Consider the following 13,565-nt stretch of genomic DNA (forward strand, 5'->3'; position numbering starts at 1 on the left):
CCCAGCTGTCCACGTGGACAGGTAGCATCAGAGAATCACTCGTCCATTGCTAGGGCGTCCCTGAAGGACCGCATACACCTGAAATATCAGAATCGACGCATGGAGTACGTCAATCAGTTGTTCAACATTCTGAACTGGGACAACGCGTCCATGAGGCTCCAAGCGGCCATGCCTGCACTCAACACCTAAGCGTTTTGTGCGGCGCACGCTCGCGCCGGAGTTTTCTCTTGCACTCACGGACTACTATTTGATCAAACTGTCCGCGTCAACGTCCGTTTACGCCGTGGAAGTGGACATAGACTGTCGTCGCAGTTCGACGGCGCATAGCGTCGGATCCGGCACAACCCACGAAAAAAAGGCGGCACAACCAAGTGCCGCCCCCTTCACAAATCCCCAACGCCGTCAGAACCACTACCGCACCTTACCCGCCTTCCACGCCGATAGCAGTTGCTCATAATTCACCGTCTCACCCTTCGGCTTCTCATTGGCAAGTGCCTTCCACGGCGCGTGCTGGTCGGACAGCCACTTGGACGGATCGCTTTGCGCATTCAGCTCCGGCGCGCAAACCTTCATCCCCGCACGCTGCAAACGGGACAGCACCTGGTCCATTTCCTTCGCGAGATTGTCCATCGCAGCCTGCGGCGTTTTCTCACCGGCGACAGCAGTGCCGACGTTCTTCCACCAGAGTTGCGCCATCTTCGGATAGTCGGGCACGTTGTTGCCGGTCGGCGTCCACGCGACGCGCGCCGGGCTGCGATAGAACTCGATCAAGCCGCCGTATTTGTCCGCGTTCTTCGTGAAGTAGTCGCTATGAATGTCGGAGTCGCGAATGAACGTGAGACCGACAATCGACTTCTTGAGCGACACGCTCTTCGACGTCACGAACTGCGCGTAAAGCCACGCGGCGGCGCGCTGATTCGGCGGCGTCGACTTGAAGAACGTCCACGAACCGACATCCTGATACCCGTTTTGCATGCCCTCCTTCCAGTAAGCGCCGTGCGGGGAGGGCGCCATGCGCCACTTCGGCGTGCCATCCGCATTCGTGACGTTGCCCGGCTTGAGCATCGAGGCCGTGAACGCGGTGTACCAGAACACCTGTTGCGCGATGCGTCCCTGCGCGGGCACAGGGCCCGCTTCGCTGAAGGTCATGCCCGACGCTTCCGGTGGCGCGTATTTCTTGAGCCAGTCGATGTATTTGGTCGTCGCGTAGACCGCTGCCGGACTATTGGTGCCGCCGCCGCGCGACACCGACGCGCCTACCGGATGACACCCGTCAGGCGTCACGCGAATGCCCCATTCGTCGACGGGCATGCCGTTCGGGATGCCCTTGTCAGCTTCGCCAGCCATGGAAAGCCATGCGTCCGTGAAGCGCCAGCCGAGCGACGGGTCTTTCTTGCCGTAATCCATATGGCCGTAGACCTTCTCTCCGTCGATGGCTTTGACGTCGTTTGTAAAGAACTCGGCGATGTCTTCATACGCGGACCAGTTGACCGGCACGCCGAGATCGTAACCGTATTTCGCCTTGAACTTGTCCTGCAGGTCCTTGCGCGCGAACCAGTCTGCGCGGAACCAGTAAAGGTTCGCGAATTGCTGGTCGGGAAGCTGATAGAGCTTCTTATCCGGCGCGGTCGTAAAACTCGTGCCGATGAAGTCTTTCAGGTCAAGTCCGGGATTCGTGTATTCCTTGCCTTCGCCCGCCATGTAATCGGATAGCGGAACGATCACGCCATAGCGATAATGCGTGCCGATCAGGTCCGAGTCCGAGATCCAGCCGTCGTAAATGCTTTGCCCGGATTGCATCGAGGTCTGCAATTTCTCGACGACATCCCCTTCCTGAATGATGTCGTGCTTCACCTGTATGCCGGTGATTTCACTGAACGCTTTGGCAAGCGTCTTGGATTCGTAGGTATGCGTGTCGATGGTTTCCGACACGACATGAACTTCCTTGACGCCCTGCGATTTGAGCTTCGCCGCGGTGTCGATGAACCATTTCATCTCGTCCATCTGTTGCTGTTTCGACAGCGTGCTGGGCTGAAATTCGCTGTCCACCCATTTCTGCGCCTCGGGCGTTCCCGCCAGAGCCTGATTCGCGAAGGCACCCGACACGATACTTGCCACTGCCAGCGCGACGATCCGTCTCCTCTGATGCATGGTCTTCTCCTGTGTCTTCCGTGCCCCTTCGATCTTGTCGGCGCCCGCTGGGGGCATCAGCGGAGCCGGCGGTTGTCAGTCATCGCCGCACGCGTCGGCTTGCTAGCCCTTCCACATGATTGCAAGCAGCACCAGCACCGAGGCTATGAAGCCTGGCCAGGAACTCGAGCCGTCCGCGCTGATCGCAAGCCACGCGAGATTCACATAAGCGGCAGTCAACAGGCCGATGAAGAGGCGGTCACCGCGAGTCGTCGCGATAGGCAGAAAGCCCTTGCGTTCATGAGTCGGCGAGCACAGTTCCCATACCGTCATGCCGCCCAGCATCACGACGATGCAGCCGAAAAAAATCGCCACCTCGGGCGTCCAGTACATCCAGGTGAGCATCACACTCTCCCCATCGCGAAACCCTTCGCGATGTAATTGCGCACGAAGTAGATCACCAGCGCGCCGGGAACGATCGTCAACACGCCCGCCGCCGACAGCACGCCCCAGTCCATGCCGGCCGCCGACACGGTGCGCGTCATCACAGCGGCGATCGGTTTCGCGTTGACCGAAGTCAGCGTGCGCGCGAGCAGCAGTTCGACCCAGCTGAACATGAAGCAGAAGAAACCCGTGACGCCAACGCCCGACTTGATGAGCGGCAGGAAGATCTTCACGAAGAATGCGGGAAACGTGTAGCCGTCGATGTACGCGGTTTCATCGATCTCGCGCGAGACGCCCGACATGAAGCCTTCGAGAATCCACACGGCAAGCGGCACATTGAACAGCATGTGCGCAAGTGCGACGGCAATGTAAGTGTCGGTCAGACCAATGCTCGAATAGAGCTGGAAAAACGGCAGTAGGAATACCGCGGGCGGCGTCATGCGGTTGGTGAGCAGCCAGAAGAACATGTGCTTGTCGCCGAGAAAGCGATAACGCGAGAACGCGTATGCGGCAGGCAGCGCGACCAGCACCGACATCACCGTGTTCATCAGCACGTAGATGATCGAATTGATGTAGCCCCAGTACCACGAAGGATCGGTGAAGATCACCTTGTAGTTGTCGAACGTCACGTGCTGCGGCAGCGTGGCGAACGTCGACATGGTCTCCTCGTTCGTGCGCAGGGAGATCGACAACATCCAGTAAAGCGGAATCAGCGCGAACAGCATATAGACGACGAGCACCAACGTCCGCATCCAGCGGCGCTTATCCTGCATGGTCGTCTCCTTGCGCGGCGGGGCCGCCTCTGCCCACGCGATTCATCCAGTTATAAAGAATGAAGCACAACAGCAGAATGATCAGGAAATAGATCAGCGAGAAAGCCGCCGCCGGGCCGAGGTCGAACTGGCCGACCGCTTTTTGCGTCAGGTACTGACTGAGGAAGGTCGTCGAATCGCCGGGTCCGCCGCCTGTCAGCACGAAAGGTTCGGTGTAGATCATGAAGCTGTCCATGAAGCGCAGCAGCACGGCGATCATCAGCACGCCGCGCATCTTCGGCAACTCGATGTAGCGGAACACCGCAAAGCGGCTTGCGCCATCTATTTCCGCGGCCTGATAGAAGGCGTCCGGAATCGCGCGCAAGCCCGCATAGCACAGCAGCGCGACGAGCGGAGTCCAGTGCCAGATGTCCATCACCAGCACGGTGAGCCATGCCGCCGTGGGACTCGCGGTGTAGTTGTAGTCGAAGCCCAGGCTATTGAGCCAGTAGCCGAGCAGTCCGATATCCGGGCGCCCGAAGATCTGCCAGATCGTGCCCACGACGTTCCATGGAATCAGCAACGGCATGGCGAGCACGACGAGCGTCGCCGATGCGCGCCATCCCGAAGCCGGCATCGACAGTGCGAGGCTTACGCCCAATGGAATCTCGAAAAGCAGAACGCACGCAGAGAAAATGACCTGTCTGCCGAGCGCCTGGCGCAAATCCGGATCGGTCATGATGTTGCGAAACCACTCTGTACCGACGAACACATGCTGCGTCGGGCCGATGATGTCCTGCACCGAATAGTTGACCACGGTCATCAGCGGCAGGATCGCGGAGAACGCGACGCAGATGAACACCGGAACGACCAGCAACCACGCTTTCTGATTGACGGGCTTCATCGCGCGGCCTCTTCGGAGATGCGTGTTTCGATTCGTTCGTCGTTGCAGAAGAACACGGTCTCAGGCGCAATGAGATGCAGCCAGGCAGGTCCGTCGACAATCCGCAAATGCGGCTCGAGCCTCGCATTGAACACATGGCCGTCGCATCGCGTGGTCACCAGTTGATAGTTGCCGAGCTGCTGTGCGCGCAGCACCCGCGCGTTGAGCGCGCCGGCTCCGCCTTCCTGCGAAAGCCGGACGAATTCCGGGCGAATCCCCAGCTTGAGCGCGCCGTTTGTCCGCTGATGCGCGGCCCGTAGCGTCGCGAGCGTGCCGGCGTCGAGCGGCAAGCGCTGCGAGCCGATTTTTGCGCCGTCGGCGTCGAGCTCGATCGGACAGAGATTCATGCCCGGACTGCCGATGAAGTAACCGACAAAAGCGTGATCCGGCCGCAGAAAAAGCGCATCGGCTCCGCCTTTCTGAACGACGCGGCCGTTCGTCATGACCACGACTTCATCGGCGAAAGTCAGCGCTTCTACCTGATCGTGCGTCACATAGATAAGCGTGAGCTTGAGCTGCTGATGGATCTTCTTCAACTGCCGGCGCAGCATCCACTTCATCGCGGGATCGATCACGGTCAGCGGTTCGTCGAAGAGAATCGCGGCGACGTCCTTGCGCACGAGGCCGCGGCCGAGCGAGATTTTCTGCTTGGCGTCGGCGGCGAGATTGCTCGCCTTGAGCGGCAGGTCGCGCGTCATATCGAGGATTTCCGCGACTTCGTGCACGCGCTTCGTGACCTCGGCGGTCGACATCTTCCGATTGCGCAGCGGAAACGCGAGGTTATCGAACACGGTCATCGTGTCGTAGACCACGGGGAACTGGAACACTTGCGCGATGTTGCGCTCACGTGCGCCGAGCGCCGTCACGTCGCGCCCGTCGAACAGCACCTTGCCTTCCGACGGCTTGACGAGTCCCGACACGATATTCAGCAGCGTGGTCTTGCCGCAACCCGAAGGCCCGAGCAACGCGTAAGCGCCGCCGTCATCCCAGACCATGCTCATGGGTTGAAGCGCGTAGTCGTCGAGCGTCGCGCGGCCCGGTCCGTATGCGTGCCCGAGATTCTGAAACTCAATGCACGCCATGAGCTGCCTCCGGGCTGGACACCAGTTGGGTATCCGCGCCAAATACAAAAAGTTCGTCAGGGTCGATGAAAACATCGAGCTGCGTGCCGAGCTCGATCTGATGCACGCCCTGCAACTGCGCAACCAGGTCGACCGCGCCGGTCAGCGTGCGCAAGTGCAGGTACGTTTCCGAGCCGCTCAGTTCAGCGAGTTCGAGCCGGAAGGCAACGGCAATCGCATGAGACGCCTTCGCCTGAAGACGCACGTGCCCCGGCCGGATGCCGATGCGGCATGCGCTGTTCGCGGCGAAACCGTGCCGGACTGGAACCTCCACGCCGATCGGCAGACGCGCGCGGCCGTTGCCGCAGTCGCTCGTCAACATGTTCATCGGCGGGTCGTTGAAAACGGCTGCTGCCGCGACGTTGACCGGTGCGTTATAGACATCGAGAGTGGGGCCGAACTGCAGAACCCGGCCTTTATCGACGATTGCCGTATAGCCGCCCAGCAGCAGCGCTTCGAGAGGTTCGGTCGTCGCGTAGACGACGGTCGTCTTGCCGTCGGCGAAAAGCGTGGCTAGTTCGAGGCGCAATTCCTCGCGCAGCTTGTAATCGAGATTGACGAGCGGCTCGTCGAGCAGCACTAGCGACGTGCGCTTCACGAGTGCACGCGCGAGCGCGCAGCGCTGCTGCTGTCCGCCCGACAATTCGCCTGGCCGTCGCTCCAGCAAATGGTCGATATGCAGTCGGGCTGCGACTTCGTGCACGCGCCGGCGGATTTCAGCAGGGTCGGTTTTTTGCAGGCGCAAAGGCGAGGCGATGTTCTCGAAAACCGTCATCGCCGGGTAGTTGATGAACTGCTGATAGACCATCGCGAGATTGCGCTGGCGCACGCTGACGCCTGTCACGTTCTGGCCGTCGACGAGCACCCGGCCGTCGTTCGGTCTGTCCAGACCCGCCATCACGCGCATCAGCGTAGTCTTGCCGGCCTGCGTGGGTCCGAGAAGCACGTTGATGGCGCCTGGGACAAGGCGCAAATCCACGCCGTACAGATACGACTGCCCGCCAGAAACGACACTGACCCGCTCCAGTTCCAGGACCAAATCGCTCTCCTCTCGGCATCCACGACGCCAGCCGCAGAGCTGGCGCTTCAAAATGGCATCAATTGGGTTGCGCTTCGATTACATTCAGCAGCCAGAATGTCCCTTTTGTTGGTTTGCGTTTAAATCGGGGTAAACCTTACGACAGGATGTAATCACGAAATGGGCTGCGGGCTTGAAGGCGTTCGGCCTGAGATGGGTCGAAATAGAGCGTTAACTCAATTTCTTCAGGCGCATGTTGGACGGTCCGATTGCTGCGCAGCAAAAAAGGCGGATTCGTGTGCTGCCTGCCGGCGCGGACCGTGTGTTCGCCGATCCTCAGGCCAGAAACCAGGCCTCGGCCTCTTTCGCGAGCGCCGTGGCTGCGCCGCGTTGGGGCAGCGCGCAGAGATGAGCGCGCGCATCCTGAAGTGCATCGGAGAAACCGCGCAGTGTGTGCGTCATCGGCCGGTCGTCGAGGCGGCGGCGTTGCACGGCGTGCGCTACGTTCCGGCGTATCAGCGCCGTCTGCGCATCTATATAGGCGATACACGAGCGCGCTAGCGCCGTCGATAGCGTGCCGATGCCAATGAGCGCCGGCACGCTCGCAATGGTGCGATAACCGTCGGAAGGAAACATCGCGAGCGCGCGACGGGGATCGGCGAAGTCGCGTCTCAGGACATCGAACAAGGGCGCGGCCCATAGCGCCCGCTCGATGCTTAGCGCGTGCCGTCTGCGTTGCACGGCCGCCTTGGCCTCTTCATCCACGATCTGGCCAGCCCTGAGGAGCAACGCACCCGCATGCTCGCCCGGCCGGATGCATTGTGCGCCGATCCATCCCGCGCCATGCGAGCGCTGCGCAAGCACCGCATGTTGCAGGTGATCCGGCACGAGTGGGTCAAGCGGCACCGCGATGCACTGATCCGGCTTGCCCTTCGCATGGAGGCTGCACAACCCGTCATGCGCCAGCGCGGGACATCCGAGCGACGGATAATCGAGCGCAAGTGTCGTGATCGTGATGGCATTGGCGTCATCGACGGGAAACGCGTGCGGTGGCGCGTCCGCGTCTCGCGGAATGCGTCCGAGCGCGATGCAGCCGACGAATACGTCGCGGTGCTCGAACAGTTCGCGTAGCGACATCGCCGGCGGACTGTTGCAGCATTTGCCGCACGCGGTGCAGTCGAAGGAGTAGCTATTCACCAAGGCCGGCGCACCGAATCCTGATACTGCGTGAGGATGAAATGCGCGACATCGTCGGAATGGTAGACGCGAAGGAGTCGACCGACCCAAGCGGCCTTCGCGTCGCGGGTACGCACGGCGAGGACATGCTGATAGGGCGAGCGCGCATCTTCGATGCCGATGCTGTCGCGGCCCGGCTTTAGCTTGTTGCGCGCGGCATCGTCGGCATTCATCGCGACGAAGCTCGCCGTGTCGAGCGCCTGGTAGAGCTTCGCGCGTTCCACCCGGCGGATCTTCAGACCGAAGCGATTGCCGGCGATATCCGCGAGCGTCGGATGCAGGCCCGCACCGTCCTTCAGCGTGATGAGCGCATAGTTCTGCAGGAGGATCAACGCGCGCGCGGTGCCGGCGGCATCGGCGGGAACGGCGACGGTCGCGTCGCGCGGCAGGCCGGAGATCGATGCGAGCTTGCGCGAGTAGAACGCCATCGGCAAGGTCACGGTTGCGGCGACGCTTTCGATCGCGTAGCCGTTGCGCGCGCTGCGTGCGACAAGGCTCGCTTCGTCCTCGACGCTGGCGGCATCGATCGTGCCGTTCGCGAGCGCGGCGTCGATGCGCGCGGCGTCGTCGAAAGTCACGACGGCGAGCGGCATGCCCTGCTTCGCGGCGACTTCACGCACATGCGCGACGATCGTCGCTTCCTCGCCCGGCATCACGCCGATGCGAACCGTCTGCTCCGCGGCATGCGCCGTCGTCGTGAAAAGGGCCGTCAATATCGTTCCGGCGATAACGAATCGCGCGCGCATCAGTCATCCCTCAGTACGGTGCGAAAGCCGATATGCGATGCGGGCAAGTCCGCTTCCTGCTGCTCGCGCGACGACGCCCTGTAACGCACGCAATAATCCTGCGCGCACAGGAACGAGCCGCCCTTGACGACCATGGCAGTGTCGTGTTTGCGCGCAGGAACCAGCGCCGCCGTGTCGCCGTTCGAATGCGGCTGACGCGGACCGGTATAAGGATCTTTCGTCCATTCCCATGCGTTGCCGATCATGTCGTACAGCCTGAAATCGTTCGCCGCATAGCAGCCTACCGGCGACAAACCCGCGTGGCCGTCTTCGGCGGAATCGAGCACGGGAAACACGCCTTGCCAGTAATTGGCCGATGGCTTTCCGTGGGCATCGCGCGGAGCGGCGTCGAGCTGCGCGCCTTCGCGCCCAGCCTTGCCCGCGTATTCCCACTCGGCCTCGGTGGGCAAATCGCGGCCGAGCCAGTGTGCGTAGGCGAGGGCATCGGCGAGCGTGACCATCGTCACCGGCTGATTGTCACGCCCTTTCCATGTACTCGACGATCCGTCGGGATGCTTCCACGACGCACCCTTCACCCACGACCACCACGCGAGATCGCGTGCGTTCATTTCTTCACGCGTCGGGACATGAAACACGACGGCGCCGCCCTGACGCTCAGCCTCGGTCACATAACCCGTTGCGTCGACGAAAGCGGCGAACTGCGCGTTGGTGACATCGGTCTGGTCGATCCAGAAGGAACCGACCTTCGTCTTGCCATCGCCCACCGGACGCTCGTCGGCATAACCCAGATTGCTGCCGAAGATGAACTCGCCGCCGTGCAGATGCACCATGCCCGCGCGCGGATCGTCGCGCCACTTGGCCGGAATGCCGGAATAGCGTTCGCACTGCTGCTCGGAGCCGAGCGGCGCCAGCCTGCGCGCGAGATTACGCGGGTCGAAGCCGTGTTCCGCGTTCACGGCGAGCGCCGCGCCGAAGCCCGCGCCGAACAACGCGAGCGTGACGGCGCCGGCGCCGGCGATGAACTTCCATCGTCCACTCATCGCGCGCTCAGTAGTAGCCGCGCGGCCGCAGCGGTTCGACGCCGCCCACCGTGCTCATGTAACGGTTCCACTGCTGCACGAGACTGTCGATGACCGACGGATTCTGCGCCGACACGTCGTTGTTCTCACCGCGATCGGCCTGCAGGTCGAAGAGCTGCCAGTGACCGTCGACGGGACCGGTCGGCGGCTCGGTCCAGAGCGCCTTCCAGCGGCCATCGGAACTGCGCAGATAACCGCGTCCATAGGCTTCGTCACCGAACGCAGCGGTGTGCACTTCGGCGGTGGCATCGCCCTTCAGAATCGGCAGAAGCGACTGTCCGGTGATCGGATACACGTAACGGTTGTTATAGACCACCTTGCCCTTGTTCGAGTCGACGCCCGTGAGCGTATTGATCGAAGCCGGAGCCGGCTGCGCCGGAGGCGTGATTTGCGCGACCGCGAGGAAGGTCGCAGTGTTGTCGGTCACGTGCGTAAAGGCGCGCAAGGTGGGCAACTGCGCCGTCTGTCCGGGCAGATGTGCGATGAGCGGTGTCGATACGCCGCCCTCGCCCGAGAAGCCCTTGGTCAGGCGGAACGGCGTCGCGCTTACTTCGGCCCAGCGCTGGCCGTATTGCAGACGCTGTGCGTTCTGCTGACCGTTGTCGGTGCCGAGCGTCGTATAGATCGCATCCGAAGCGTTCGCGGTGTCGGTCGCGGTGGGATCCGCGCCTGAGTCGATCGGCCAGCCTTCCGCGCCGTTATCGGACTGAAACAGGATGAACGTGTTGTCGTATTCGCCGATGTCTTTCAGATGCTGAATCAACAGACCGATGTTGTTGTCGAGATTCTCGACCATGCCGGCATAGATTTCCATGTACCGCGCTTGCGCCTTCTTCTCGGCGGCGGACAGGCTGTTCCACGACTTGTTGACCGTGCCGGGACCGTAGTCGCTATAGCCTTGCGCGGCGCTGTGCACGGCGCTGATGTATTTCGCGTTCGCGGTGCCATTGCTCGTCGTGGCCGGCGACGAGGTGAGCGTTTCCGGCGCGCCCTGATACGGATTGAAATCGGCGGGAATGATACCGAGCGCTTTCTGACGCGCGATTCGCGCATTGCGGATGACGTCGTAGCCCGCGTCGTACTTACCGGCATAGTTGTGCAAATACGGCTCCGGCACTTGCAGCGGCCAGTGCGGCGACGTGTAGGCCGCGTAAGCGAAGAACGGCTTGCCGTCGCCCTTGTTCGAGTCGATGTAGGAGATCAGGCGCTGCGTGTAGAAATCGGTCGAATAGAACACGGTCGGACTGCCGCCGGCGCCGCCCGGCTGGCCGGGCTGTCCCGGCTGAACGTATTGACCGTCTTCCGTGTAGTTCTTCGAGCCTGCGGGTTCGTGCGCGAAGTGATTCGTCGCGGCGCCGCCGAGCAGCGCATAGCTATGCTCGAAACCCCACTGATCCGGCGTCTGCCCGCCGCCCGTCGTGCTGCCCACGATTCCCGAGCCGATGTGCCACTTGCCCGCCATGTATGTGTGATAACCGCCATCCTTCAGCAACTGCGCAACCGAGAGCGCCCGGTCGTTCAAATAGCCTTCATAGCCGGGCAGGCCCTTGCGTTCGTCGGTCGGCGTGCCCATCGTGCCTTCGCCGACGAGATGATGGTCGGTGCCTGAGATCAGCATGGCGCGCGTGATCGCGCAGACGGTGCCGGTGTGATGGTTCGTCAGGATGCGACCCGATGCGACGAGCGCATCCAGATTCGGTGTGTTGATTTCGCCGCCGAACGCGTGGATATCCGAATAGCCGAGATCGTCGGCCATGATGTACAGAATGTTCGGTCGTTTGGCGGAGGCGACCGGTGTGGTCGTCGGCGAACTATCGCTGGAAGAGCCGCACGATGCCAGCGTGAAGAGGCTGGCGACGGCAAGCGCAACGGCGGCGCGGCGGGTAGCGATCGAGCGGTGCAAGGTCATTGTCGTTATGGCGGTCCGTTGAAAGCGAGCGGCGATCTTAGCAATCGGCTTTCGGCTGCCAAAGATCGATTTCTGCTTAGCTTGTCGCCTTGAGAGATTTGAAACCGTGATTGCGCGTCGCGCGAATGCACTCGGCGAAGCTCGAAGCCCAACGCTTCGCGCGTGCCTTCCGGAAGTGCCCGATTCGCATAGCGCGTAGGCGAACGATACGAGAGCAGCGTATCGAGGGCGTCGTTCCGTGCTTTCGCCGCCGGCTTTTCACCGGTTCGATCGAGTGGGACGCAGCGCGTTACCTGATATCGAGGCCGCGGTCACTCGGCACGGAGGAAGCGGCATGATATCGCCATCGATGAACGCCGCGGCACAGCGGACGGCGAACTGGCACGCACCCTCCCTGTTCGCGAAGACGCCGAGATCGCCAAGGGAAGTCGATTCTCCGTCTTCCTCCAGGATGGATGCGCGGGCGATGAAGAGATTGCCCACGCGGATTGCGGATGCCTGAATCGCGGCTCCGTTGTGATATGAAATCATCGGCGATTCCCTTTGTACGCATGCCCTCACTGATTCGAAGCGGACCTCGACGCAAGCGCTGCGCATCAGGGATGCGCCGTTGCGGTCGGCGCCGCAAGGACCGCTGTGTACGGCCCGCGCCAGTGGAAAACGATACGGCCACCCGTTCGTCATGCAAACGAACGGATCATTCGATCGTTATCAGCTTAGTCGTGACGAGCTTATGATCGTCGATCGATGCGGTCCGAGCCCGCATATCAGAAGCGCACGCGCACGCCGCCGAACGCCGCAACTTGCCGGTTCGTCGACGACGGCGTGCCCGCGTCGGCGATAGCGGCGATCTTCTGATAGCCGTTGCCGACGCGCGTCGAGGCATCGCCTGCCGCGAGCTGATAGACGCCGGAGAGATAGATGTCGGTGCGCTTGGACAAGACGTAGTCGACGCCAAGCGTGAACTGATGCCAGCGCGGCTTGAGTGTCGCGCCGCCGGTGCCGGGCAGACTGTTGGCGCGGCCGTCGGTGAAGCTGTACACGCCGATCAGCGTCGTCGCCGGCGTTGCGTTATAGCGGCCATTCACATCGTAGTTGTTGAACTTGCGTGACGAGCCGTCGTTGTAGTCGAGCTGCGTGTGGCTCCATGCAAAGCCGATCGTCGCGACCGATCCGAACGCGTAGTTGCCGCCCGCGACCGCAACCTGCTGCCGCGCGACACCGCCGTTCAAGCCATAGAAGAATGCGCCGCTGTAGTCGTCGCCGGACGTGGTCGATGCACCGCCGATCGCGCCGCTCGTGTTGGACGCGACATTCGGATGATCGAGCAGCAAGTAGCCCGCGCCGAGTTGCAATGGCCCACTGGCATAGCTCGCCGATGCGCCCCACGCGCGGTTGTTGCCGAACCCCGCGCCGGCGCCGTTGCTAGCCTGATTGCTGAATGCATAGAGCGCGTCGACAGTCACGCCCGCGAAGGTATCGCTCTTGAACTTCACGGCATTGTTGATGCGGAAGGTCTGATTCAGATTGTCGTTATCGCCGACGTGCGTGGCGGGGGACCAGAAGCCCGGCCCTGCGAACAGCGCGACGAGGTCCGTGTTCGGATCGTACTGACGCCCGAGCGTCAGCGTGCCGATGCCCGTCTTCGCCACGCCTACATACGCTTGCCGTCCGAATTCGCGCCCACCCTGAGCGAGCGTGCCGTCGTTGACGCGATAGCCGCCCTCGAGCGTGAACAGCGCCTTGTAGCCGCCGCCGAGATCTTCGACGCCTTTGAGGCCCCAGCGGCTGCCGTTTAGCTTGCCGCTCGTCGCCTGCACGTTGGATGCGCCGCGCTGATTGTTCGTATAGGCGAGGCCGGCGTCGATGAGCCCGTACAAGGTGACGGAACTCTGAGCCTGAACGATGCCGGGAAGGGCAACCAGTAAGCCAGCGGCGCCAGCGAGTGCGACTCGTTTCATTCGCTTCCTTAGGTATTAACCATGAGTTCGAGGAAGCCGGATATTACGGTCGTGCTTACCGAAGTCCAACGAAGGATTTCTCGTTTGTAATGGTTGGAGCGTCTTATTTGGATTCCGGATTACATCGGAGAAGCGATGCAGAAGATTTCCGCGGCTCGTCATCGGCGCCGCCGCGAGAGGCGCGCGCGTGGTTCACCGCATTCTTAGAAGCGCCTTGGACCACGGC

The 13,565-nt window shown here is 61.9% G+C and carries 13 protein-coding genes; 2 read left to right on the forward strand and 11 right to left on the reverse strand.

From position 1 onward, the window contains the following. The first annotated feature begins 78 nt into the window (after positions 1-78). Positions 79-189: a Fe-Mn family superoxide dismutase gene (locus AWB76_RS43110; RefSeq protein WP_374729955.1), complete on the forward strand. Its 111-nt coding sequence runs from the start codon at positions 79-81 to the stop codon at positions 187-189. A gap of 222 nt (positions 190-411) precedes the next feature. On the opposite strand, the gene AWB76_RS27305 is transcribed toward AWB76_RS43110, so the two are convergent. From AWB76_RS27305 to AWB76_RS27350, 10 genes are all read right to left on the reverse strand, one after another. Continuing rightward, the gene (locus AWB76_RS27305) at positions 412-2,151 is read right to left on the reverse strand and encodes an ABC transporter substrate-binding protein (protein WP_061163255.1); all 1,740 of its coding nucleotides are present in this window, start codon (positions 2,149-2,151) and stop codon (positions 412-414) included. Between the two features lie 102 nt (positions 2,152-2,253). After that, entirely contained in the window at positions 2,254-2,535 is a 282-nt protein-coding gene (locus AWB76_RS27310; RefSeq protein WP_061163256.1) for a DUF2160 domain-containing protein, read from the reverse strand. Then, the gene (locus tag AWB76_RS27315) at positions 2,535-3,347 is read right to left on the reverse strand and encodes a carbohydrate ABC transporter permease (protein WP_061163257.1); all 813 of its coding nucleotides are present in this window, start codon (positions 3,345-3,347) and stop codon (positions 2,535-2,537) included. Before AWB76_RS27315 ends, AWB76_RS27310 begins: the two co-directional genes overlap by 1 nt. Further along, positions 3,337-4,230 (reverse strand): carbohydrate ABC transporter permease, encoded by an 894-nt coding sequence (locus AWB76_RS27320; RefSeq protein ID WP_061163258.1) that lies wholly within the window; start codon positions 4,228-4,230, stop codon positions 3,337-3,339. The genes AWB76_RS27315 and AWB76_RS27320 overlap by 11 nt, the downstream gene beginning before the upstream one ends. After that, positions 4,227-5,351: an ABC transporter ATP-binding protein gene (locus AWB76_RS27325; protein WP_061163259.1), complete on the reverse strand. Its 1,125-nt coding sequence runs from the start codon at positions 5,349-5,351 to the stop codon at positions 4,227-4,229. The genes AWB76_RS27320 and AWB76_RS27325 overlap by 4 nt, the downstream gene beginning before the upstream one ends. Beyond that, positions 5,338-6,429: an ABC transporter ATP-binding protein gene (locus AWB76_RS27330; RefSeq protein ID WP_061163260.1), complete on the reverse strand. Its 1,092-nt coding sequence runs from the start codon at positions 6,427-6,429 to the stop codon at positions 5,338-5,340. Before AWB76_RS27330 ends, AWB76_RS27325 begins: the two co-directional genes overlap by 14 nt. 315 nt (positions 6,430-6,744) lie before the next feature. After that, entirely contained in the window at positions 6,745-7,605 is an 861-nt protein-coding gene (locus AWB76_RS27335) for a hypothetical protein (RefSeq protein WP_157696230.1), read from the reverse strand. After that, entirely contained in the window at positions 7,602-8,390 is a 789-nt protein-coding gene (locus AWB76_RS27340; RefSeq protein WP_061163262.1) for a MetQ/NlpA family ABC transporter substrate-binding protein, read from the reverse strand. The genes AWB76_RS27335 and AWB76_RS27340 overlap by 4 nt, the downstream gene beginning before the upstream one ends. Then, positions 8,390-9,430 carry a formylglycine-generating enzyme family protein gene (locus tag AWB76_RS27345; protein ID WP_061163263.1) on the reverse strand — a complete coding sequence of 347 codons (1,041 nt, stop codon included), beginning with the start codon at positions 9,428-9,430 and terminating at the stop codon, positions 8,390-8,392. The genes AWB76_RS27340 and AWB76_RS27345 overlap by 1 nt, the downstream gene beginning before the upstream one ends. Positions 9,431-9,437: 7 nt before the next feature. After that, the gene (locus tag AWB76_RS27350; protein ID WP_244173467.1) at positions 9,438-11,225 is read right to left on the reverse strand and encodes an arylsulfatase; all 1,788 of its coding nucleotides are present in this window, start codon (positions 11,223-11,225) and stop codon (positions 9,438-9,440) included. On the opposite strand from AWB76_RS27350, the gene AWB76_RS42330 reads away from it, so the two are divergent. Further along, entirely contained in the window at positions 11,224-11,400 is a 177-nt protein-coding gene (locus AWB76_RS42330; protein ID WP_244173468.1) for a hypothetical protein, read from the forward strand. The two genes, AWB76_RS27350 and AWB76_RS42330, sit on opposite strands and share 2 nt — an antisense overlap. Before the next feature lie 745 nt (positions 11,401-12,145). On the opposite strand, the gene AWB76_RS27360 is transcribed toward AWB76_RS42330, so the two are convergent. Beyond that, the gene (locus AWB76_RS27360; RefSeq protein WP_061163266.1) at positions 12,146-13,339 is read right to left on the reverse strand and encodes a porin; all 1,194 of its coding nucleotides are present in this window, start codon (positions 13,337-13,339) and stop codon (positions 12,146-12,148) included. Positions 13,340-13,565 lie beyond the last annotated feature (226 nt).

The sequence above is a fragment of the Caballeronia temeraria genome, from assembly GCF_001544795.2.
Lineage (GTDB): Bacteria > Pseudomonadota > Gammaproteobacteria > Burkholderiales > Burkholderiaceae > Caballeronia > Caballeronia temeraria.

Excerpts from the sequence above, each read along its gene's own strand:
- AWB76_RS42330 (WP_244173468.1), top strand. The coding sequence starts at position 11,224 with ATGATGTACAGAATGTTCGGTCGTTTGGCGGAGGCGACCGGTGTGGTC.
- AWB76_RS27340 (WP_061163262.1), bottom strand. The coding sequence starts at position 8,390 with ATGCGCGCGCGATTCGTTATCGCCGGAACGATATTGACGGCCCTTTTC.
- AWB76_RS27315 (WP_061163257.1), bottom strand. The coding sequence starts at position 3,347 with ATGCAGGATAAGCGCCGCTGGATGCGGACGTTGGTGCTCGTCGTCTAT.
- AWB76_RS27320 (WP_061163258.1), bottom strand. The coding sequence starts at position 4,230 with ATGAAGCCCGTCAATCAGAAAGCGTGGTTGCTGGTCGTTCCGGTGTTC.
- AWB76_RS27305 (WP_061163255.1), bottom strand. The coding sequence starts at position 2,151 with ATGCATCAGAGGAGACGGATCGTCGCGCTGGCAGTGGCAAGTATCGTG.
- AWB76_RS27360 (WP_061163266.1), bottom strand. The coding sequence starts at position 13,339 with ATGAAACGAGTCGCACTCGCTGGCGCCGCTGGCTTACTGGTTGCCCTT.
- AWB76_RS27345 (WP_061163263.1), bottom strand. The coding sequence starts at position 9,430 with ATGAGTGGACGATGGAAGTTCATCGCCGGCGCCGGCGCCGTCACGCTC.
- AWB76_RS27310 (WP_061163256.1), bottom strand. The coding sequence starts at position 2,535 with ATGCTCACCTGGATGTACTGGACGCCCGAGGTGGCGATTTTTTTCGGC.
- AWB76_RS27325 (WP_061163259.1), bottom strand. The coding sequence starts at position 5,351 with ATGGCGTGCATTGAGTTTCAGAATCTCGGGCACGCATACGGACCGGGC.
- AWB76_RS27350 (WP_244173467.1), bottom strand. The coding sequence starts at position 11,225 with ATGGCCGACGATCTCGGCTATTCGGATATCCACGCGTTCGGCGGCGAA.